Raw genomic sequence first — 21,978 nt, forward strand, 5'->3', positions numbered from 1 at the left:
GCGCCGGAATTTTGTGTTGTCTCCGGTCGGGCGACCTATTTCGAGGAGCGAGGACTTGAGCGAGTACAAAGCACCCGACGAAGCCATTGCGATCATCGGTATGAGTTGCAGGTTCGCTCCAGACCTCGACTCCCCGGAGAAGTTCTGGGAGTTCCTCGCCGATGGCAAGAGCACCGTCAGCGACATGCCCGAAAAGCGGTGGAAGGCTTACGCCGCGAGCAGCCCCCAGGCCACGGCCATCCTGAGGGGGACCACGATCCGCGGTTCCTTCCTCGACGACATCGAGGGGTTCGACGCCGACTTCTTCGGCATTTCCCCGCGTGAGGCGGACTTCCTCGACCCGCAGCAGCGATTCATCCTCGAACTGGCCTGGGAGGCGCTGGCGGACGCGGGTGTCCCGCCGCTGTCGCTGCGCAACTCCGACGCCGGTGTGTTCGTCGCCGCGAACTCGAACGACTACGGCCGCCGTCTGCTGGAGGACATCCCCCTCACCGGCGCGTACGCGGTCAACGGCACGACGTTCTACGGCATCGCGAACCGCGTTTCCTACTTCCTCGACGTCCGCGGCCCGAGTATGGCCGTCGACACCGCGTGCGCGGGTTCCCTGACGGCCCTGCACATCGCGGCGCAGAGTCTGCGTGTCGGCGAGACGTCGATCGCGCTCGTCGGTGGCGTCAACATCATGGCCACCCCGGCGCTGAACGTCGCGCTGGAGGGCGCCGGCGCGATGTCGCCGGACGGCCGCAGCAAGGCCTTCGACAAGAACGCCGACGGCTACGGCCGCGGCGAGGGCGCCGGGGTCATCGTGCTGAAGCTGCTTTCGGACGCGATCCGCGACGGCGACCCGATCCAGGCCGTCATCCGCGGCAGCGGCGTCTTCCAGGACGGCCGGTCCGAGGGCATGATGGCACCGAACGCCGAGGCGCAGGCCCATATGCTCCGCGAGGTCTACGAGCGTGCGGGGGTCGATCCGTCCACTGTGGACTACGTCGAGGCGCACGGCACCGGCACCCCGACCGGGGACGGTGAAGAGGTCGAGGCACTGGCGGCCGTGATCGGCGCCGTGCGTGCCGGGGAGAACCCCTGCCTGGTCGGTTCGGTGAAGCCGAACATCGGGCACGTCGAGGGTGGTTCCGGGATCACCGGCGTGATCAAGACCGTGCTCGCGCTGCGCCACGAGCAGATCCCGCCGAGCCTGCACACCGAGCCCAACGAGGCGATCTCCGACCCGGCCTCGGGTCTCAAGCTGGTCGGCGAGACCACGCCGTGGCCCGCCGGTGAGCACGTCCGCCGCGCCGGTGTCTCCAGCTACGGCGTCGGCGGCACCATCGCCCACGTCGTACTGGAGGAGGGCCCGCGGACCGAGGCGGAAGTCAAGCCCGCCAAGGAAAGCAGCGACGGCACCCGCAAGGTCTTCCCGATCTCCGCCATGTCGGAAGCGGGTCTTCGCGCGCTGGCCGGTTCGGTCGCGGACTGGATCGACGCGAACCCCGAGGCCTCGCTTTCGTCGATCGGGTACACGCTTTCGCAGCGGCGGTCGCACCTTCCGCAGCGGGGCACGGTCATCGCCGCCTCCACCGAACAGCTGGCCGAGCGGCTCCGCGCGCTCGCCGTCGACGAACCCGCTTCGGGCATCCTGCTGGCCCGCGCGGGGCAGCAGAGTGACGGCGCGGTGTGGGTCTTCTCCGGGCACGGTTCGCAGTGGTCCGGCATGGGACGTCAGCTGCTGGCCGAGCACGCCGGATTCGCTGCCACGATCGACTCGCTGGCCGGGGTCTTCCAGGAGGAGCTGGGCTGGACGCCGCGCGAGGCCATCCTCGACGGCGGCCCGTGGACCGCGGCGCACGTCCAGGCGCTGACCTTCGCCATGCAGGTCGGTCTCGCCGAGGTGTGGCGCAGCCGGGGTGTCAAACCGGGCGCGATCATCGGGCACTCCGTCGGCGAGATCGCCGCCGCGGTGGCCGCCGGGACGCTCGACCTGCTCGAAGCCGCCCGCTTCGCCTGCCGCCGCGCGGCCGCGTTGCAGCGGCTGGAGGGTGACGGCGGCATGGTGCTGGCGAGCCTGTCCTTCGCCGAGGTCCAGGCCAAACTGGGTGACCGCCCCGACCTCGTCGCGGCGATCTCCGCGAGCCCGACGTCCACCGTCGTCTCCGGGGACAAGGGCGCGATCGCGGAACTCGTCACGCGGTGGCGTGAAGAGGGCATCGACATGCGGGTCGTCGACACCGACATCGCCTTCCACAGCACCCACGTGGACGCGGTGCTCGAAGAGGTCGCGACGGCGGCGCGGCAGCTCAACCCGCGCACGCCGTCGGTCAGCCTCTACAGCACCGCGCTGACCGACCCGCGCTCCGACGTCGCCCGCGACGGCGACTACTGGGCCGGCAACCTGCGCAACCCGGTCCGCTTCGCCGAAGCGGTCCAGGCGGCGTTCTCCGACGGGCACCGCGTGTTCGTCGAGATCTCGTCGCATCCGGTCGTCTCGCACTCCATCATCGAGACCGCCGAGAGCCTCGGCATCGACGACCTCGCGGGCTGCGCCACCTTGCGGCGCAACACCGACGAGGTCGGCACCCTGCTGCACAACCTCGCCAAGCTGCACGTCCAGGGCGTCGAGATCGACTGGACGCGCGACTTCCCCGAGGGTGAGCTGCTGGGCATCCCGGCGGCCGCGTGGCAGCACCGGCCGTACTGGATCTTCCCGGAGACCGGCGCCGACACCGGCCTCGGCAGCGGGCACGACCCGGAGAGCCACAGCCTGCTCGGCGGCCGGATGACGGTGAGCGGCGCGCCGTCGCGCCAGGTCTGGCAGACCCGGCTCGACATGGACAGCCGTCCGTATCCGCAGAGCCACGGCCTGGTCGGGGTCGAGGTCACCCCGGCGGCGTCGATCATCAACACCTTCGCCCTCGCGGCGGAGGAAGAGATCGCGCCGGCGCTGACCGACATCGTGCTGCGCACCCCGCTCGCCGTACAGCCCGCCCGGATCGTCCAGATCGTCAAAGAGGGCCGGTCCCTCACGCTCGCCACCCGGGTCGCGGACGAGACCAGCGCCGACAGCGACGAGTGGATCACGCACACCACCGCCTCGATCGACACGAGCGCGAAGGTGCCGGAGGGCCGGATCGAGTTCGCGACGATCCGCGACCGCCTGCCCAGCGGGTCGCTCACGAAGGCCGACGAGATGTTCGGCCGGATGGGTGTCGAGGGCTACGCGTTCCCGTGGACCATGAGCGAGCTGTACTACGACGACGTCGAGCAGCTCGCGCTGATGGACTGCGTCGCGCCGCCCGCGAAGCTGGCGACGAGCTGGGCGCACGTGATCGACGCCGCGCTCACGATCAGCGCGATGGTGGTCTCGCCCGGCCACGCCACCGTGCTGTGGATGTCGCGCGGCATCGAGAAGGTGGCGTGGAAGGGTGAGCCGCCCGCGCGGATCATCGTGCACGCCGTGCGTTCGCCGAAGTCGCCGGAAGACACCGTCGACGTGCTGGTCGCCAACGAGAACGGCGACATCATCAGCGAGGTCACCGGCCTGAAGTTCGCCGCCGTCGAGCATCTGGGCACCGCGGTCCTGCCGCGCGACCTGGTGCACGAGATCACCTGGCACGAACTGCCCGAAGCCACGCTGGCCTCGGACCTCGACCAGATCGTCGTGGTGGGCCCGCCCGCCACGACCGGCACCCTGGTCGAGCAGTTCACCGCGGCGGGCGTCACCGCCAGCGCGGTCGAGGTCGCCGTCGACGGGGAACCGCTCGACCTCACCGCCGAACTGTTCGCGAACCCGGGCGCGGTCGTCGTCGCGCCTTCGCGGGCGGTGGAAGGCGAGCGGCTGGAGGACGCGACCGAACGCGCGACGTGGTCGCTCATCCGCACCGCGCAGCGGATCGCGGAACTGCAGGCGACGTCGAAGGGCAAGGTCGCGAGCCAGCGGATCTGGGCGGTGACCAGCGGCGTCCGTCAGGGCACCGACGAACGTTCCGTCGCGCACGGCCCGTTGTGGGGTGTCGGCCGCATCATCGCCGGCGAGCACCCGGAACTGTGGGGCGGCACGATCGACGTCGAGCACTGCACGGCGTCGGACCTCGGTGCGCGGCTGATCGAGGTCTTCCGCGGCCCGGCCGGTGACGAGGACGTCATCTCGCTGACCGGGGATGGCGCGGAAGTGGCCCGGTTGAGCCAGATCACCCGCAGCGCCGACGGTTCACCGCTGCACTGCTCGCCTTCGGGCACGGTGCTGATCACCGGTGGTCTCGGCGGGCTGGGGCTCGAGGTCGCCCGCTGGCTGGTCGCCCGCGGCGCCCGCCGTCTGCTGCTGGCGGGCCGCCGTGGCCTGCCGCCGCGCGCGGAATGGCCTTCGGTGACCGACCCGGACGTGCGGCACCAGATCGACAGCGTCCTCGGGCTCGAAGCGCTGGGTGTCACGGTCGGCGTGCTGGCGCTCGACATCACCGACGAGGACGCGGTCGCGGCGGCGCTGGCGCCGGGCGCGCTGGGTCTCCCGCCGGTGACCGGCGTCATCCACGCCGCCGGTGTGGTCAACGACGCGCTGGTGGACAAGGTCGACCAGGACGGGCTGCGTGACGTGTTCGCGCCGAAGGTCGGGGGTGCGCTGGTGCTGCACCGGCTGTTCCCGGCCGGGTCGCTCGACTTCTTCGTCCTGTTCTCCTCGTGCGGCCAGTTCGCCCGCCTTTCCGGGCAGGCGAGCTACGCGGCGGCCAACTCGTTCCTCGACGCGCTGGCCACGCATCGCAACTCGGGTGGCACGAACGACACCATCAGCCTCGGCTGGACGGCGTGGCGCGGTGTCGGTCTGTCGCAGGACATCGCGACGACCATGCTCGAAGCGAACTCCCGTGGTCTGGAAGCCGTTTCCGCGTCGGAGGCGTTCCGGGCGTGGGCGTTCGGTGACCGGTTCTCGTCCGACTACCAAGCGGTGCTGCGGGTGCTGCCGACGCCGCCGCATCAGCGGAAGCTGCCGATGTTCCGTGAGCTCACGGTGGTCGACGAGAGTGCCGAGGCCAACGCGGGCAACGGGTTCACCGTCGACTTCGCGAATCTGTCCGAAGAGGACGCCCGCGAGAAGGTCACCGGCGACGTCCGCGAGCAGGTGGCGGCGGAGCTGAACCTGGAGGCGGGCGACATCGAGCTGAAGCGGCCGCTGGTCGAACTCGGGGTCGACTCGGTGATGACGGTGGCGCTGCGGGTGCGGTTGCAGCGACGCTACGGGCTGGACCTCCCGCCGACCATCCTGTGGGCCAAGCCCACCGTGGCCGCGGTGTCCGACCACATCTACACCAGCCTTGCCGAACTGGCCGAGGCCGGCGAAAACCAGGCCGACGCGGCCTGATCCCCAGCCGAAGGGCGTGGGTGGCCTTCCCGGCCGCCCGCGCCCTTCGGCGCATCTTTGGAGAGGTGGGCCCATGGCCGTCGAACCGATCACGCGGTTCCTGCTCGCCGTCGGCGCGATCCTGCTGGTCAGCCATTTCTGCGGTGAGGTGCTGCGCAGGGTCGGCCAGCCGCCGGTGCTCGGCGAGATCGTCGGCGGGCTCCTGCTGGGTCCCTCGGTGCTGGGCCTGATCTGGCCGGCGGGCGGCGCGTGGCTGTTCTCGCCGGAGGTACTGTCCAGTTTGGACAAAGCGGCGCAACTCGGCCTCGTCGTGTTCATGTTCCTGCTCGGCTGCGAACTACGGACCGATCGGATCGAGCGGAAGTCGCTGGTCGGCGCGGTGGTCCTCGGCGGCATGGGGCTGCCGTTCGTCGCCGGGATCGGCGTCGCGTTCGCGGCCGCGTCCGTGCTGGCCGGGGACGGCGCCCCGAAGGCGGGCTTCGTCCTGTTCTTCGCGCTCGCGCTGGCCATCACCGCCATGCCCGTGCTGGCGAGGATCCTCGTCGACCTCAAGATCGACCGGACCGGACTCGGTGCGCTTTCCCTGACCAGCGCGGCGATCGGCGACGGCGTCGCCTGGCTCACCCTCACCCTGATCCTGGTGGGCACCGGAGCCCATGGCGGCGGAAATCCTGTCACGACGGCGATCTTGGCCGTGGTGCTGGTCGTCGGAACGCAGGTGGTCGTCCGCCGGGTGCTGAGCGGGCTGGTCACCCGGATCGAATCCGACAAGGTGATGACCGTGGTGCTGCTCGTCGGCGCGCTCGGTTTCGCCGTGCTGACCCAGCTGCTCGGCCTGCACGCGCTGCTCGGCGCGTTCCTGTTCGGGACCGCCGTCCCCCGCGACTGCCCGGTGGTGGAACGGATCAGCGACCAGCTGCGAGGCTTCACCCTGGTCGTCCTGTTGCCGTTGTTCTTCGCGCTGGTCGGCCTGAGCACGTCGATCGGGCTGCTGGGTTCGGATCTTTCGCATTGGCTGCTGTTCCTCGGGGTACTGGTGGTCGCGCAGCTGACCAAATTCCTCGGCGCCGGCGGAGCGGCACGATTGGCCGGATTGCCGGGGAGACAGGCGATCCAGCTCGGCGCACTGATGAACTGCCGGGGTGTCACCGAACTCGTCGTCGCCACCATCGGGCTGAAGTACGGTCTCGTGAACCAATTGGGGTTCACCATTCTCGTCCTGGTCGCCGTCGTGACGACGGCTGTCACGGGTCCGTTGATGCGTTTTCTCCTGCGCCGGGAAAAGACCGCCGAGAAGCCGGAAGTCTTCGAGATTGTCGGCAATCAAGAAGACGTACCGCCCCGCGACCGACTGTCACGCTCGGTATCCGAGTAATCAAGGAAACCGAGGGACGGAGGAGCAGTGCAACCGCATCCCTGTGACTGCAGCCCGATGTGCGTGTTACGGGCGACCAATCCGATGCAGATCCGGCCGACCCGCACGGGCGGCAAGACCTTCGCTTCGGCATCGGCTTATTGGAAGGCCGAGCCGGGGAGCGCGGATCTCGCGGGGCGGATCGTCCGGTACGTCGTCCTGGCCAACGATCCCGCCGTCCCGGACGTCGCCGCCGACTATTGGATGCACAGCGAACGCTTCTACCGTGCCGTGGTCGACCCGCTCGAAGCCGCGATCGGCCACGACCTGGCGTACCGGCGGCTCGTCGCGCAGCCGACGGACACCTTCGCCGAACGGCGTCTCGAAGAGCGCGTCGTCGCGCTGCTCGACGAAAATCCCGAGCTGGCCGGGAAACTGGCCAGTGAGGCCGACGCCGCGGACGACAACGTCTACATCAACTACTTCCGCGGCAGGCTCTACGAACCGGAAGCCGAACCCGCCGGACTCGACAGGCTGGTCGAACTCGCGGGCGGCGTGCGCGCGCGGCCGTCCGGCACCGGCGACGAGATCCTCGTCGTCGTCCCTCTGTCCGATCGGGACGGTGCGGGCCGGATCCGGAACCTCACCGCCTGCTTGCTCGCGTTGCGCGACCAGACCTTCCCGGCCGACCGGTACCGCGTCACCGTCGTCGAGTTCGACGAGAAGCCGCGCTGGAAGCACGTCGTCGAGCCGCTGGCCGACCACTACGTGCACATCAAGGGCGAGGGCCTGTTCAACAAGTCCTGGACGCTGAACGTGGGCGTACGGGAAACCCTCGGTGCGGCAAGGACTCTGTGTCTGCTCGACGCGGACATCCTGGTGGACCGGGAATTCCTGGAGCGCAACCACGCGCGTTTCGCCGACCAGCGTGCCGACGCGCATCTGCCGCATACCGAGATGCTGTCGCTGGACGCGCCGTCGAGCGACTGGCTGATCGAACGGCGCTGCGGCGAGAACACCCCGGAGGCGCCGCTGGCCGGGGCGCGCGGACTGCTGCTGCGCGACGTCCCCGGCGCGTGCCTGTGGACGCGGCCGGAGATCTTCCACCGCATCGGTGGCTTCGACGAACGCTACAAGGGCTGGGGCGGCGAGGACGAGGACATGCTCTACCGCATTTCCGCGGCGGGCGATGTCACGCAGTACGACGATGTCTTCCTGCACCTCGCGCACCGGCGGCCGCCGATGCGCAACGCCGAGGGGAAACCGTTCAACGCGCACGTGGAGGTGGGCAGCTGGACCGGCGAGGCCGGGTTCGGGGACACGTCCGGCGTGGCGAGCGGCGATGAGTAGCGGGCTGGAAATCCATCCGGTGAAGGACGTGCGGCGGCAGCGGATCGCGATTTCGGGCATCTTCCTGATGGTCGGGATCATGCTCGGTTCGTGGTTCGCGCGGGTGCCGCAGTTACGGATCGAACTCGGGCTGAACTTCGCGGAACTGGGTATGGTGCTGCTCGCCCAGACCGTCGGCGTGCTGCTGGCGATGCAGCTGGCGGGACATCTGTCGAACCATCTCGACAGCCGCGCCGTCATCCGCGTCACTTCCCTTGTCCTGCCGTGGTTCCTGCCGCTCATGGCGGCGATGCCGGGCGCGCTCACCGCCGGGCTCGGGATGCTGACGTGGGGTGTCATCGCCGGCCTCCTCGACGTCTCCATGAACGCGCAGGGCGTCGAGGTGGAACGGCGGGCGCGGCGGCCGGTGCTCAACAGCCTGCACGCGGTCTGGGGCATCGGCGCGCTGCTCGGTTCGGGCGGCACGGTGCTGGCGGTGCGCGCGGAATGGTCGCTGAGCGCGCATTTCTGGGTCGTTTCGGTGGTGCTCGTCGTCATCGCGTTGTTCAGCGGACGCCGGCTGCTGACCGAGGCGCGTGCTTCTTCGCCCGCGGAAGAGAAGGCGCCGAAGGTCGGTTTCCTGTCCGGCTGGACTCGCGCGGTGATCGTCCTCGGCGGTCTCGGCGCTGCGGTCGCGCTGTGCGAAGGCGCGGTGTCCAGCTGGGGCGGCGTGTTCCTGAGCGAGCAACGCGGGGCGGCGGCGAACATCGCGTCGCTGGGCTACTTCGCCTTCATCGTGGCGCAGACCGGGACCAGGCTCGTCGGGGACCGGCTGCACCGGCGCTTCGGCGCCGTGGCATTGGTCCGCTGGAGTATGGCGATGACCGGCGCGGGCGTCCTGGTGGCCGTCGTCGTGCCGAGCGTGTGGTTCGGCCTCGCCGGGCTCGCGATGGCCGGGGTCGGGCTCGCCGTGGCGATCCCGATCATCTCCAGCGCGGTCGGGCACGGCACGAAGTCCAACACCAGCCTGGCCATCGCGCGGTACAGCACGCTCCACAACGCCGGGGTGCTCGCCGGTCCGGCGATCTTCGGCTGGCTCGCGCAGACATTCGGGATCAGCACGGCGCTGACGTTGCTGCTGGTCCCCCTCGCCGTGATCGTCGTCTTCGCCGCGGCCACGGCCCCCGCTTCGGTGCGTGCCTCGGCGCCCACCGCGGACCCCGGGCCGGAGCCGGTGGTGCCTCGGGCGGCTTAGCCGTCATCGCTTGCGCAGCACAGTGGGCTCGTGAGTGGTAATGAGGGTTAGAACCGTCATTACCACTCACGAGTCCGGTGCGGGGCAGGGTCTCAGGCGTGAAGCGTGGGGCGGTAGATCAGCTCCTGGGTGTGGCCGTCGAGCGTCCGGCTCTCGACCAGGTCGAGGTCGAAGTCGGCCACCCCCTGGAAGATCGGCATCACCCCGGTCCGGCCGGTGAGCACGGGGAAGATCGTCACCTGGACGAAGTCGACCAAGCCCGCGTCCAGCAGCGCCCGGTTCAACGACAGACTGCCGTGGGACCGCAACGGGACATCCGACTCCTTCTTGAGCCGGGTCACGACGTCGACCGCGTCGCCGCTCACGATGGTCGCGTCCGGCCAGTCGAGCGGCTCCCGCAGGGTGCTCGACACGACCGTCGCCGGAAGCTCCCGCATCCGCGTGACCCAGGGGTCGAGGGCCGCCGCGGGGATCGCGGCCAGCATCTCGGCGTTCTCCCGGTACGAGGTGGCCCCGAAGACCATCCGCTGCGGCTCGCTGTAGAGGCCGCGGCGGCGTTCGAGCAGCTCAGAGCCCTGCTTGCCCCAGTAGCCGCCCCAGTCACCGGTGTGGCCGCCGAAGCCGTCGAGGCTGCAGAAGATGTCGAAGGTGTAGGTGGCGGTCATGACGTCCTCCTCGGGTGCGGCCGGCTCGTTACCTGCCTCTCACCCTGGCTACGAACGCACTCGACGCCCTTCGACATCGCCACGAAAAACCCACCGAAAAAACAAGCGGGGACACGACGACGTCGTCGTGTCCCCGCTCGGTGGGAAGGATCAGGCGGCCTGGGCCTGCGCGGCACCCGAGATCGCGCCGTAGCCGCCGGCCACCAGCGCCTGCGCGGCACCGGCGTACCACTCGGGCTGGTCGGGGGCGTCGGTGGCGAGCCCGTCGACGTAGCGGTTGAACAGCGAGAACAGCGAGGCGATCAGCACGGTGTCGTGGATGTCGGCCTCGGAGGCGCCCGCGGCCTTGGCGTTCTCGACCAGGGCGCCGGTGACCGAGTGACCGCTCTCGCGGGTGGCGAGCGCGATCTTCAGCAGCGCGCGGAGCTTGTCCGAGATCGGTGCGGAGGCGATGTCCTCCTTGGCGGCGGCGACGGTTTCGGCGCCGCCTTCGATCTGCGCGGCGGAGAACGCGCCGTGTGCCTCGGCGCAGAAGCGGCAGTCGTTCTCCTGGGACACGACGGCACCGATCAGCTCGCGCTCGCCGGTGGTCAGCGAGCTCGGGCCGCGCAGCAGGGTCTCGACCAGTTCGCCGAGCGGTTTCGCGGTCTCAGGGCGGAAAGCGAACAGGCCGATGATTCCGGGCTTGGTGGGATCCACCGTGATATGCGACATGCGTCCTCCAGGGATCGACGTAGACACCCGATGGTCCGCCCCGCGCACCTCCGGGAACAATATTCCCGATTGCTCAGCCCCGGCAACGGACCGAGCATTCAGGGAGACGTACACCTTCGCCCGCCGTGGAACCGTGGAGAACACGAACTTCAGCGGAGGGCGGGTCACGATGCAGGACGCCGTAGCGGCGCAGGTGCAGACGACGTTGCGCGTCGCGGCCAAGAACGTCGTCGCCGAGGGCGTCGTCTCACTGGTCCTCAAGGCCGCGGACGGCGCGCGCCTGCCCGACTGGACGCCCGGTTCGCATATCGACCTGGTCCTGCCCGGTGGGCTGACCCGTCAGTACTCTCTGTGCGGGGACCGTTGGGACGCCTACGAATACCGCGTCGGAGTGCTCCGTGAGCCCGACGGCCGGGGCGGTTCCGCCTACGTCCACGATCGCCTGAAGGCCGGGGACACCGTCGGGGTCAGCCGCCCGCGTAACAACTTTCCTTTGGTGCCTTCGAAGGATTATCTCTTCATCGCGGGCGGCATCGGGATCACCCCGCTGATCCCGATGATCCACCAGGCGGAACTCACCGGCGCGGACTGGAATCTGGTCTACGGCGGCCGGACACGCGGCTCCATGGCCTTCCTCGACGAGCTGACACCCTACGGCGGCAGAGTCCACATCGTCCCCGAGGACGAACAGGGCCGACCGGATCTCCACGCCTGGCTCGGCGAAGTCCGTGACGGTCTCCGCGTCTACTGCTGCGGCCCGGCCGGACTGCTCGACGCCGTCGAAAACGCTTGCGCCCCTTGGCCCGCGCCGACGTTGTGGACCGAACGCTTCTCGGCGCCGGACCAGGGCGCGCCGGTGCGCGACGAGCCGTTCGACATCGTGCTGGCCCGGCGCGGGGCGACGGTCACCGTCACCCCGGACATGACCGTCATCGACGCGATGCGCACGGTCGGCGTCGATCTGCTTTCGTCCTGTATGGAGGGTGTCTGCGGTACCTGCGAGACCACGGTCCTCGACGGCGTCGTCGACCACCGTGACGCCCTGCTCACCGCCGAGGACCGGGCGGCGGGGGACTGCATGTTCCCCTGCGTTTCACGTTCGTGCACCGACCGGCTCGTACTGGACCTGTAAGCCCCGGAGGCCGTGACCATGACGTCGTTGCCCGTCATCGACATCGACCCGTTCGGCACCGAGGTGCTGACGGATCCGTATCCGCTGGAGCAGGCGCTGCTCGATTCCGGGCCGCTCGTGTACCTGAGCGCGCACGACATCTACGCCGTCGCGCGTTATGACGAGGTGTACGCGGCTTTGCGCAACTGGCAAGGGTTCCAGTCCGGCGCCGGGGTGGGCCTCTCCAACTTCCGGACCGAGAAACCGTGGCGGCAGTTGAGTATCGTCGTCGAGGCGGACCCGCCGCATCACGACGCGCCGCGCCGGGTGCTCGCGAATCTGCTCGGCCCGCGCGCGCAGCGCAGGCTCCGCGCCGAATGGATGGCCAAGGCGCACAAGATGGTCGGCAAGGTGCTCGACGGCACCCCGGGCAGTACGGTCGAATTCGACGCCGTGACGGCGATCGCGGAGAAGTTCCCGCCGCGCGCGGTCGGCGACGCGCTGGGCCTGCCCGAAGAAGGCCGCGAGAACCTGTTGCCCTTCAGCGACTTCCTGCTCAACGCGTTCGGGCCCCGCAACGAACTCGTCGCCGCGGGAGCGCCCCAGGCGAAGTTCCTGACCACGTGGGTCATGGAGCACTGCCGGCGTGACGCGCTCACCGAAGACGGCCTCGGCGGGCAGATCTGGGCGGCCGCCGATCGCGGCGAGATCACCCACGAACAGGCGCCGGGGGTGGTGCGCTCGCTGTTCGCGGCCGGGTTCAACACCACGGTCCACGCCCTCGCCGCCGTCATGCACGCGCTCGTCACCCATCCCGAGCAGTGGGCGCGGCTGCGCGCCGAACCGTCGCTGGCGCGGATCGCGTTCGACGAAGCCGTGCGCTGGGCGTCGCCGGTGCAGACGTTCTTCCGCACCGCGGTGGGCGACGTCGGAGTGGGCGAGCACGTGGTGCCCGACGGCGCGAAGGTGCTGATGTTCCTGGGCGCGGCCAACCGGGATCCCCGGCGCTGGAGCGACCCGGAGAAGTTCGACCTTTCCCGTGACCCGTCCGGGCACGTGGGCTTCGGATTCGGGCTCCACCAATGTGTCGGGCAGAACCTGGCGCGGCTCGAGGCCGAATGTCTCCTCACCGCGCTCGCGGAACGCGTGGAGACGCTCGAACTGGCGGCGCCAGGGGAGCGGCGGCTCAACAACACGCTGCGGGCCTGGCATTCCATCCCGGTGCGCGCCCGGCTGGCGCACTAAGCAGAGAGGCTGAGCGGAATGAGCGAAACCGAGGGGCAGGCGGAACTGCTCGCCGTCGACGCCGAATACCTGTGGCATCCGTGGTCACCGAGCCGGGTCAGCCCGGACACGCTGGTCGCGGTGTCCGGCGAGGGCTGCGAGGTCACCGACGCGGACGGCCGCACCTACCTGGACGCGAAATCGTCCGGGTTCAACGCGACGCTGGGTTACGCCTGCCGTCCGGTGGTCGACGCGATCGCCGCGCAGGTGGCGAAGCTGATGACCTACGACATGGGCGAGGGCGCCAACATCCCGGCGATCCGCCTGGCGCAACGGATCGGGGAGCTGGCCGGCCCGGCGCTGACCCGGACCTTCTTCTGCAACAGCGGTTCCGAGGCGATGGAGGCCGCGATCCGGATCGCGCGCTTCTACCAGGCGGTGCTCGATTCCCCCGAGCGCGGGCTCATCGTCTCACTGCACAACGGTTATCACGGCGCCACGATGGCCGGTGCCGCCACCGCCGGGGCGCCGTCACCGATCGCCGGCGAGCTGACCCCGGGCGGCTTCGTCACCGTCCCCGGCCCGGAAGCGGGTATCGGCGCGCTGCGTGACTTCCTCGACGGCCATGGCGAGCGCACCGCGGCGGTCCTCGTGGAGCCGGTCCAGTCACGTGGCGCCTACGTCATGCCGGAGGACTACCTGCGCGGCGTCCGGGAACTGTGCGACGAGCACGGGATCCTGCTGGTCCTCGACGAGGTGACGACCGGATTCGGCCGCACCGGCCTGATGTTCGGGCACCAGCACGCCGGGGTCCAGCCGGACATCCTGGCCACCAGCAAGGGATTGGCGGCCGGGTACATCTCGCTCGGCGCCGTCACCACCACTCAGCACGTCTTCGAAGTCTTCGACAGCAACAAGAAGCGGGCCGGGTTCGTGCACGGGCACACCCATTCCGGGCACGCCACCGCGTGCGCGGCGGGGCTCGCGGTGATCGACTACATCGAGAAGGAACAGATCCTGGCCAACGTCCAGGCCAGGGGTGACCAGCTGCTGGCCGCGCTGGAACCGTTGCGGCGGCTGGACTGCGTCACCGACATCCGCGGCCGAGGCCTGATGATCGCCGTCGAGATGGACCGGTCACGCCGGGCCGCCCACGTGCGGAAACTCATGCGGGACAACGGGGTGCTCGTCCGGCGCACGGCCAAGAACGTGGTGCTCGCACCGCCGCTGATCCTCACCGCGGACGAGGCGGGCCGGATCGCGCGGGAACTGCTCGCCGCCGCGGAGAAGGCCGCCGTCGTCGAGTACTGAGTGGTCACCGAGGCCGGGCCGGGAGTGCCCCGAGGGGTGGCGCTCCCGGCCCTCCCGGTCACACCCGTGCGAGCGGGATCCGCACGTTCTCGGTCATGAGGATGTCGCCCAGCAGCTTCGCGAAACCTTCCGGGTCCCAGATGAAACCGCCGTGGTCACCGGGGAACTCGACCACCGGAACGCCGAGTTCGTCGGCGAGCGCGGCGCACGTCCGCCGGGTGAGCAGGCCGCCGGAGTCGGCGCCGAGGCCGACCACGACCCGGAACGGGCCGTCGCGCAAGGCGTCGAGGTCGGGGATGTAACGGGTGGTCTCGCGCAGCTCGTGGACGAAGAAGCGGCGCCCGTCCTCCAGATCCTGCTCGGGGGAGTCGCTCGGCGGCGGGCCCGCCTCGTCCTCCTGGTAGCCGGACGTGCTCAGGAACATCCGCCACGCGGCCTCGAGGCCGTCGGTCTCGAACGTCTTCACGATCTCGTCGACCTCGGCGTGCCGGTCCACCGCGTCGGGCAGCAGGTTCAGCGTCGGCGGCTCGTGCGCGACGACCGTCCGGATCCGGCCGGGGTGGCGGGCGGCCAGCGCGAGCGTGGTCATCGCACCGCCGCTGGAGCCGAACACGTCGGCCGTTTCGGCGCCCAGGTCGTCGAGGATCGCGACGACGTCTTCGGCGCGCAGCCGCGGTGTCGAGTCCTCCCGCGGATCGTCCAGCGCGCTCCGGGAGATCCCCCGGGGGTCATGGGTCACCACGGTGAACCGGTCCGCCAGCGCGTCGGCCAGCGGGGCGAAGGCGTCCGCGCCCATCGGTGAGCCCATGGCCAGCAGCAGCGGTCCGTCGCCGCGGACCTCGTAGTACAGCCGGCCGCCAGTCACGGTGATTTCGTTCTTGCTGGTCATCTCGGTCGTCCTCCCTTGATCTTCCCGCCCGTCGGGTGGCGTCAAGGGTTGGACTCCGGGCCGGGCGCGAACTCATCGCTCGCGCCCGGCGGTTTCAGACATTCACCCGATAGTGGTCATCCGGCGGTGAAGATCTTGCCCATGATCCGGCGTGACAGGGCCCTGGGCGAGTAAGCCAGGAACGCCGTGAGCAGGCGCGCGACCGTTCCGGGGACGGTGATCGTGCGTCCGGCGTCCCAGGCCTTCAGGCCGCCGCGGACGACCTCTTCCGCGGTGGTGAAGCCCGGGGTCTTCTCGACCGTGTCGCCCAGCCCGGCGACGTCGCCGAACTCCGTCGAGGTCGCCCCTGGGCACAGCGCCATGGCCCGCACGCCGGTGCCGGCGAGTTCGGCCGACAGCGACTCCGTGAAGGACAGCAGGAAGGCCTTGGTGGCGCCGTAGACGGCCATGTTCGGGGTGGCGAAGAAGCCCAGGTTCGACGCGACGACGATGAAACCGCCGGAGCCACGCGCGACCATCTTGGGGACGGCCTGCGAAACCAGGTTCACGTTCGCCGTCACGTTGAGCTGGATCATGCCCAGCGCGTCGGCGGGATCGGTTTCGTGGAACCGGCCGCGTGAACCCCGGCCCGCGTTGCAGACGATGAGGTCGGCACCGCCGAGTTCTTCGGCACGCCCGAGGATCGCCTCGGCCGCGCCCTCGGAGGTGACATCACGGACTTCGGGGACGATGAAGCCGTTGGAGCCCTTCGCCAGCTCGGCGAGCCTGTCCGCGCGCCGGGCGACGGCCAGCACGCGGTAACCGCGCGCGGCCAGCACCCGCGTGAACTCCGCGCCGATACCGGACGACGCGCCGGTGACCACGGCCAGTGGCGCGTCGTGGACCGACCCCGCGGTCATGACCGGACCAGCGAGGGCTCGCCCAGTCGCACCGGGACCTCCTTGTGGCCGTTCATGATGAACGTCCCCTGCGGCTCCAGCTCGTCGGCGGCGACCGCGAGCTTCAGGTCCGGGTAACGGGCGAACAGCGCGGGCAGCGCGATCCGCAGCTCCAGCCGGGCCAGCGGCGCGCCGAGGCAGAAGTGCGCACCGTGCCCGAAGGACAGGTGGGTCTTGTCGGCGCGCGTGGCGTCGAACTGCCCGGCGGTCTCGCCGTGGTTCTCCGGGTCGCGGCCGATGGCGGTGAAGCCCATCAGCACCGGGTCGCCCTTGCGGATGGTGACCCCGGCGACCTCGACGTCCTCGAGCGCGTACCGCAGCGGCAGCTGCGCGACGGGGGCGTTGACCCGCAGCGCCTCCTCGATGACGTCGTCCCAGGAAACCTGGCCGCTGTCGAGGAGTTCCTTCTGCTCGGGCTGGCTCAGCAGCGCGACGACGGCGGCGCTGAGCGCGTTCATGAGCGTCTCGGAACCGGCGCCCAGCATCAGGTGCAGGGTGCCGACCATCTCCTCGTCGGTGAGCCTGCTGCCGTCCTCCTCGCGCGCGGCGAGCAGGAGGCTGGTCAGGTCGTCGCCGGGGTGCTCGCGTTTGAACTCGGCGAGTTCGGTCAGTTCCTGGTGCCACAGCTCGACGTTCGCCTCGGCCTCGTCACCGGTGGTGGTCGTGGTGACGTTGACGCCGGCGCCGCGCAGGGCGGACGCGCGGGCCGCCTCCGGCACGCCGAACATGTCGCAGATGACCCGTGCGGGCAGCGGGGTGGCGAACCGGCCCTTGAGGTCGATGACCTCGTCCGGGCCCGCGGTGGAGAGGCCGTCCAGCAGGTCGTCGACGATCTTCTCGATCAGCGGACGGGTCAGCTCGACCTGCTTCGGCGTGAAACCGCGGGAAACCAGCTTGCGCAGGCGCATGTGGTCTTCGCCGTCGTTGGTGGTCATGTTGTCCATCAGGAGCCAGCCGATCAGCGGCCAGTTCGACGGGATCTCACCGTCGGTGTACTTGGTCCACTTCTGCGGGTCCTTCGCGAACCTGGTGTCGGACAGGACCTGCCGGGCCGCCTGATACCCGGTCACCGACCACCCGATCACCCCGCCGGGCAGTTCGACCTGGGTGACCGGCCCTTGGGCGCGGAGAGCCTCACTCTCCGCGTGAATGTCCGTACCCGCGATGTCCAAGGTGTAAGGGCAGCGGCTTTCCATCGGATCTTCTCCTCAACGATCGAAAAAGGTTGTGCTGGCTAGGACCGGAAGAACACCGTGAGCAGCGGGGCGCCCGCCTTCTGGTTGAACAGATGCCCCTCGTTCATGCACACGTACTGGCCGTTGGGGAGCCCGTCGGCGAGGGCGTGGCAGTTGTCGATCAGCCAGGAAGGGCTTTCCCGGCCGCCGATGACCAGGGTCGGCACCCTGATCCCGGGCAGTTGGTCGAACGGCACGTACTCGTGGTTCGCGTCGAGGATGGAGTCGTAGAGCGTCGTCGGGGCCATGGCCTCGAACGAGGGCCAGATGGGAAGGGACTTGAACCCTTCGATGGTTTCCGAGCTGAACCGGACGTTCTCCTTCAGGAAGAGCGCGACGGCGTCGGTGCGGTGATCGGCCGCGACCAGCCGCTCCAGATCGTCCATATAGGACTCGGGTAGCTGGTGGCCGCCGTAGGTCGGTTCGTAGAGCGCCATCTTCCCCATCGGGACGCCCTGCGCCGCCGCCCGCATGGCGATCAGGCCGCCGGTGCAGTTGGCGAAGATCGCCGCGTCGGGACCTGCCGCTTCGAGTACCGCGGCGAGGTCTTCGACCTCCCGGTCGACCGAATACCCGGCGAGTCCGCCGTTGTCCTCGCTGTTCCCGCGGCCGCGCCGGTCGTAGTTGTAGACGGTGAAATCCTCCGAGAGCAGCTCGGCGAGATCGGCGAACATGGCCTTCTCGTTGAGCCCGCCGCCGAGGATGATCACCGGCGCGCCTTGCCCCGACTTCTCGAAGGCGATCCGCGTCCCGTCCGCCGACGTCACATGTTCGAGTACGAGACCGCGCGCCCCGAACCCGATGTTGTCGAGGCTGGCCGCGGTTTCCTGGTTCGCCATCCCGAATCTCCCGCCTGTCGAAACCCGCTTCCCACGCTAGGTCCCGGCCACCGCCATGCCATCTCCCTGCTTGCCCGCATACCGCGGGGCCGGGCCGCCCGGCGGAGGGCGAATCCGACATAGTGCGCAAAGGGTATCGGCATTCAAGATCGCCCCGCTTCTCCCAAGTTGCTAATAGAATTCGTTGACAAGCAACCTCGAAGATCCGTAACTTTATTACCGGAAGCGCTGGGGAACACTTCGAAAATATCTCCCACGCTATTCACTCCAATAACCCCGACAAAGGAGAAAACAGGCATGCGCAAAAGCGTTTTCGCAAAGGCCGTCGCCGGTACCGCCGCCGCTCTCGGCATGCTGGTCGCCTTCCAGGCGCCCGCTTCGGCCGAAGCGCCTTCCGCGACGGTGACTCCGTCTTCCGGGTTGGCCGACAATGCCGTGGTCCAGGTGGGTGCGGCGGGGCTGACGGCGGGTGCGGTCTACACCGTCGGCGAATGTGCCGAGGTGCAGTCCGGCGTGCTCGCCTGCAACGCGACGGGCCGGGTCGACGCCACCGCCGGCGCCGACGGCACCCTGTCCACTCCGCTGACCGTCAAGAAGAGCTTCGAAGGAATTCTTTTCGACGGCACTTCGTACGGCACCGTCGATTGTGCCGCGGTCACCTGTGTCGTCGGTCTCGCCGACGCCGCGGGTAATGGTCCGGCCGGGGTCGCCATCTCGTTCAATTAACGGCCATCGCACTATGGAATAGGCATCGGGCACGGATCGTCCAGTGGCGATCCGTGCCCTGGTGTCCGGTTGGGGTGAACTTCATGATCGCGAGGGTGTAACTCACCGGGAAGAGGTGAGCCGGGCCCTGCCCGATCGTGCGATCGGAACCTACGCTCGTTTGCGCAGCTCAATGGGGGTTTCTGGACCGCAAAGGAGTACTTCCGTGGCACGTCCCATCGAAAAGATAGTGATAGTCGGGGGTGGGACGGCGGGTTGGTTGTCCGCCGCCTATCTCAATCGCGCCTTCGGCGGAAAGATCGACATCACCCTGGTCGAATCGCCGCGGATCCCGAGGATCGGGGTGGGCGAGGCCACCGTCCCGACCTTGCGGACCACCTTCTCCTTCCTTGGCATGAAAGAAGAAGACTGGATGCCGAAGACCAACGCGGTCTTCAAGTCCGCCGTCCGGTTCAACGATTGGCGCAAACCGCACGAGGGCCGCGACGGGCACACGTACTACCACCCGTTCTTCACCGTTCCCGAACCCGCGGTGCCGAATTACGAGAAGCCGTTCCACAAGCGGTTCGGCCGCGGTGTGTCGCTCGCGCACTTCTGGCTGAAGCAGCGGCTGGCCGGGGACACGCGGGTCCGGGAGACCTTCGGTGACGCGGGAATGGCCCTGCAGCGCCTGTGCGAGCTCAACAAGGCCCCGAAACCGCTGCCCGGCACAGACGCGCCGGACCCGGGTTACCGCTACGCCTACCACTTCGACGCCGCGCTGATCGCCAAGTACCTCCGGGAACTCGCGACCGGCCGCGGGGTGAAGCACGTTTCGGCGGACGTGAAGTCGGTGACCGTTGACCCGCGCGGCACGATCGAGAAGATCGTCACCGACACCGCCGGCGAGATCGAAGCGGATCTTTTCCTCGACTGCACCGGATTCCGGGGACTGCTGATCAACGAGACGCTGAAGGAACCGTTCGTCAGCGCCAACGACGTCCTCCTGTGCGACTCCGCCGTCGCATTGCCCGCGGCGCACCTGGACGGCGGCCTGCGGCCGTACACTTCCGCCACCGCGAAACCCGACGGCTGGATCTGGGAGATCCCGCTGGCCGACCGGGACGGAACTGGTTTCGTTTACTCCAGCGCGTTCACCACGCCGGAGAAGGCCGAGGAGCAGTTGCGGCAGCACCTGGGCGGCCGGGACCACGACGTGCCGGGCAACCACATCAAGATGCGGGTCGGGCACAACCGGCGCTCGTGGGTGAACAACTGTGTCGCAGTCGGCCTGTCGAGCTGTTTCGTCGAGCCGCTGGAATCCACCACGATCGCGCTCATCGAGTACCAGCTGGCGTTGCTCGTGCTGCACTTCCCGGACGTCGAATTCGACGAACGCCGCAAGGCCCGCTACAACGAGCTGATGGTCGGCGCCTTCGAAGACATGCGCGACTTCATCGTCATGCACTACACGCTCACCGACCGGGACGACACGGAGTTCTGGCGTGCCGTCCGCGAGGCACCGATCCCGGCGAGCCTCGAAGAGAAGCTGACCGAGTACGCCGACAGCGTCATCATCCCCGACGGCAGTCAGCTGCGGCTGTTCGAGACACGCAGCCTGTGGGCGATCCTGTCCGGAATGGACTTCGACTTCCGGAAGGCGCCGCCGTCGGTGGAGCTGATGAACGACGCCGCGGCGTGGGAGATGTTCGAGCAGATCGACAAGGAACGCGAGATCTACTCCGCGAGCCTGCCCGACCACCGTGAATACATCGAGGCCCTGCACCGAGGCCTCTGATCGCGGTCCGTGAAGGCCTGGCGGATTCACATGGTGGTTGCAACACGCATTGTTTGTTGGTCTGAGAGTAGTGCTTCGAGGGCTTCGGCGGGTGTGTGCCAGCCGAGGGTCTCTCGGGGTCGTCCGTTGAGTTCGGTGGCGACGCGGGCGAGGTCGGCTGGGGTGTGCTGGGTGAGGTCGGTGCTTTTGGGGAAGTATTGGCGGAGCAGGCCGTTGGTGTTCTCGTTGGTGCCGCGTTGCCAGGGTGCGTGAGGGTCGCAGAAGTAGATGTCCAGGCCGGTGGCCAGGGTGATCTGCTGGTGGTGGGCCATTTCTTTGCCTTGGTCCCAGGTCAGGGACTTGGCCAGCAGTGGTGGCAGGGTGTGGATGATCTCGGTCATGGCGTGAGCGACGGTGGCGGCGTCGCGTCCGTGGGGCAGGTGCAGCAGCATCACGAACCGGGTCGAGCGTTCGACCAGGGTTCCGATCGCGGACTTGTTGTCCTTGCCCAGGATCAGGTCGCCTTCCAGTGCCCGGGGACCGCGCGGTCGGCGGCCTCGGCGGGCCGGGCGGAGATGTTGACCATGTCCTTGAGCCCGCCGGGGGTGCGTTCCCGGCGGGCCTGGGCCTGACGGCGTGGCATCCGCAGTGCCCGCCCGGTCCGCAACGCGGCGGTCAGTTCGCGGCGCAGCGCACCCTTTCCCTGGACATACAAGGATTGGTAGATCGTTTCGTGTGACACCCGCATCTCCGGCCGGTCGGGGAACTCCAGCACCAGTCTCCGGGAGATCTGACGCGGGGACCATTTCCGGTCCAGTCCGGCCTGCACCACCTGGCGCAACGAGGCGTCCGCGGCCAGTTTCGCGACCTTCGGGCGTTTCGCGCGTTCCTCAGCCGCGTGCTGGGCACTGACCGCCCGATAGGCACCGGAGGTGCCGGTGTTACGGGCCACCTCGCGTGACACCGTCGAGGCCGGGCGGCCGATCACCCGCCCGATCGCGCGAGGCCCCTGCCCTGCCGCGGTCAGGCAGGCGATCTCTTCCCGCTCGGCCAGGCTTAACCGGACCGGACCAGGCCGGGTGGGTGCGTTACCGATCACCCCGCCAGCCTGCCGGAACAACCGCACCCCCGTCGTCGGGGACAAGCCCACCGCCCGGGCCGCCGGCTTCGCCGCCACCCCGGCCCGGACCTGCTCCCAAAACGCCACCCGCACCGACCGCGGCAACCACCGATGAACCCGCACCACCACAACCCCGCCCTCCATCAGACGGTGTTGCAACAA

At 69.1% G+C, this 21,978-nt stretch carries 15 protein-coding genes and 1 pseudogene; 9 read left to right on the forward strand and 7 right to left on the reverse strand.

The annotated features are described in order from the left end of the window. Window positions 1–55 precede the first annotated feature (55 nt). The 4 genes from SD37_RS05100 (at window position 56) to SD37_RS05115 (ending at window position 9,288) form a co-directional block, all read left to right on the forward strand. A complete protein-coding gene (locus tag SD37_RS05100) occupies window positions 56–5,350 on the forward strand; it encodes a type I polyketide synthase (protein ID WP_083254880.1) in 5,295 nt (1,764 codons plus the stop codon). Window positions 5,351–5,423: 73 nt separating this feature from the next. Continuing rightward, window positions 5,424–6,725, forward strand: a complete 1,302-nt coding sequence (locus tag SD37_RS05105) for a cation:proton antiporter (RefSeq protein WP_063774574.1) — start codon at window positions 5,424–5,426, stop codon at window positions 6,723–6,725. Between the two features lie 57 nt (window positions 6,726–6,782). Further along, the gene (locus SD37_RS05110) at window positions 6,783–8,054 is read left to right on the forward strand and encodes a galactosyltransferase-related protein (protein ID WP_044851726.1); all 1,272 of its coding nucleotides are present in this window, start codon (window positions 6,783–6,785) and stop codon (window positions 8,052–8,054) included. Further along, on the forward strand, window positions 8,047–9,288 hold the full coding sequence (locus tag SD37_RS05115; protein WP_044851727.1) for an MFS transporter: 1,242 nt from the start codon (window positions 8,047–8,049) through the stop codon (window positions 9,286–9,288). The genes SD37_RS05110 and SD37_RS05115 overlap by 8 nt, the downstream gene beginning before the upstream one ends. A gap of 92 nt (window positions 9,289–9,380) precedes the next feature. Here SD37_RS05115 and SD37_RS05120 read toward each other — a convergent pair whose 3' ends face one another. Both SD37_RS05120 and SD37_RS05125 read right to left on the reverse strand, forming a co-directional pair. Further along, window positions 9,381–9,953 (reverse strand): dihydrofolate reductase family protein, encoded by a 573-nt coding sequence (locus SD37_RS05120; RefSeq protein ID WP_044851728.1) that lies wholly within the window; start codon window positions 9,951–9,953, stop codon window positions 9,381–9,383. A gap of 150 nt (window positions 9,954–10,103) precedes the next feature. Beyond that, on the reverse strand, window positions 10,104–10,667 hold the full coding sequence (locus tag SD37_RS05125; RefSeq protein WP_044851729.1) for a carboxymuconolactone decarboxylase family protein: 564 nt from the start codon (window positions 10,665–10,667) through the stop codon (window positions 10,104–10,106). A 169-nt stretch (window positions 10,668–10,836) separates the two neighbouring features. On the opposite strand from SD37_RS05125, the gene SD37_RS05130 reads away from it, so the two are divergent. Genes SD37_RS05130 through SD37_RS05140 form a run of 3 tightly spaced genes read left to right on the forward strand, consistent with a single transcriptional unit; the run spans window position 10,837 to window position 14,313 of the window. After that, window positions 10,837–11,799 carry a PDR/VanB family oxidoreductase gene (locus tag SD37_RS05130; RefSeq protein WP_044851748.1) on the forward strand — a complete coding sequence of 321 codons (963 nt, stop codon included), beginning with the start codon at window positions 10,837–10,839 and terminating at the stop codon, window positions 11,797–11,799. Between the two features lie 18 nt (window positions 11,800–11,817). Continuing rightward, complete coding sequence (locus SD37_RS05135) at window positions 11,818–13,023, forward strand: cytochrome P450 (protein WP_044851730.1); 1,206 nt, start codon at window positions 11,818–11,820, stop codon at window positions 13,021–13,023. Window positions 13,024–13,041: 18 nt separating this feature from the next. After that, window positions 13,042–14,313: an aminotransferase family protein gene (locus tag SD37_RS05140; protein WP_044851731.1), complete on the forward strand. Its 1,272-nt coding sequence runs from the start codon at window positions 13,042–13,044 to the stop codon at window positions 14,311–14,313. 58 nt (window positions 14,314–14,371) lie between these two features. Here SD37_RS05140 and SD37_RS05145 read toward each other — a convergent pair whose 3' ends face one another. The 4 genes from SD37_RS05145 to SD37_RS05160 all read right to left on the reverse strand — a co-directional run bounded on the left by SD37_RS05145 (window position 14,372) and on the right by SD37_RS05160 (window position 18,214). Further along, window positions 14,372–15,202: an alpha/beta hydrolase gene (locus tag SD37_RS05145; RefSeq protein WP_044851732.1), complete on the reverse strand. Its 831-nt coding sequence runs from the start codon at window positions 15,200–15,202 to the stop codon at window positions 14,372–14,374. 116 nt (window positions 15,203–15,318) lie between these two features. Continuing rightward, window positions 15,319–16,101: an SDR family NAD(P)-dependent oxidoreductase gene (locus tag SD37_RS05150; protein ID WP_044851733.1), complete on the reverse strand. Its 783-nt coding sequence runs from the start codon at window positions 16,099–16,101 to the stop codon at window positions 15,319–15,321. Then, window positions 16,098–17,336 (reverse strand): cytochrome P450 family protein, encoded by a 1,239-nt coding sequence (locus SD37_RS05155; protein WP_044851734.1) that lies wholly within the window; start codon window positions 17,334–17,336, stop codon window positions 16,098–16,100. Before SD37_RS05155 ends, SD37_RS05150 begins: the two co-directional genes overlap by 4 nt. 38 nt (window positions 17,337–17,374) lie before the next feature. Further along, complete coding sequence (locus SD37_RS05160) at window positions 17,375–18,214, reverse strand: alpha/beta fold hydrolase (protein WP_044851735.1); 840 nt, start codon at window positions 18,212–18,214, stop codon at window positions 17,375–17,377. A 297-nt stretch (window positions 18,215–18,511) separates the two neighbouring features. On the opposite strand from SD37_RS05160, the gene SD37_RS05165 reads away from it, so the two are divergent. Both SD37_RS05165 and SD37_RS05170 read left to right on the forward strand, forming a co-directional pair. Then, a complete protein-coding gene (locus SD37_RS05165; protein ID WP_044851736.1) occupies window positions 18,512–18,940 on the forward strand; it encodes an enediyne antibiotic chromoprotein in 429 nt (142 codons plus the stop codon). 205 nt (window positions 18,941–19,145) lie between these two features. Further along, the gene (locus SD37_RS05170) at window positions 19,146–20,717 is read left to right on the forward strand and encodes a tryptophan halogenase family protein (RefSeq protein WP_167369609.1); all 1,572 of its coding nucleotides are present in this window, start codon (window positions 19,146–19,148) and stop codon (window positions 20,715–20,717) included. 26 nt (window positions 20,718–20,743) lie between these two features. On the opposite strand, the pseudogene SD37_RS05175 reads toward SD37_RS05170, so the two are convergent. Then, window positions 20,744–21,960: pseudogene (locus SD37_RS05175) on the reverse strand (IS30 family transposase). Window positions 21,961–21,978: the final 18 nt, after the last annotated feature.

Source organism: Amycolatopsis orientalis, assembly GCF_000943515.2.
GTDB classification, from domain to species: Bacteria; Actinomycetota; Actinomycetes; order Mycobacteriales; family Pseudonocardiaceae; genus Amycolatopsis; species Amycolatopsis orientalis.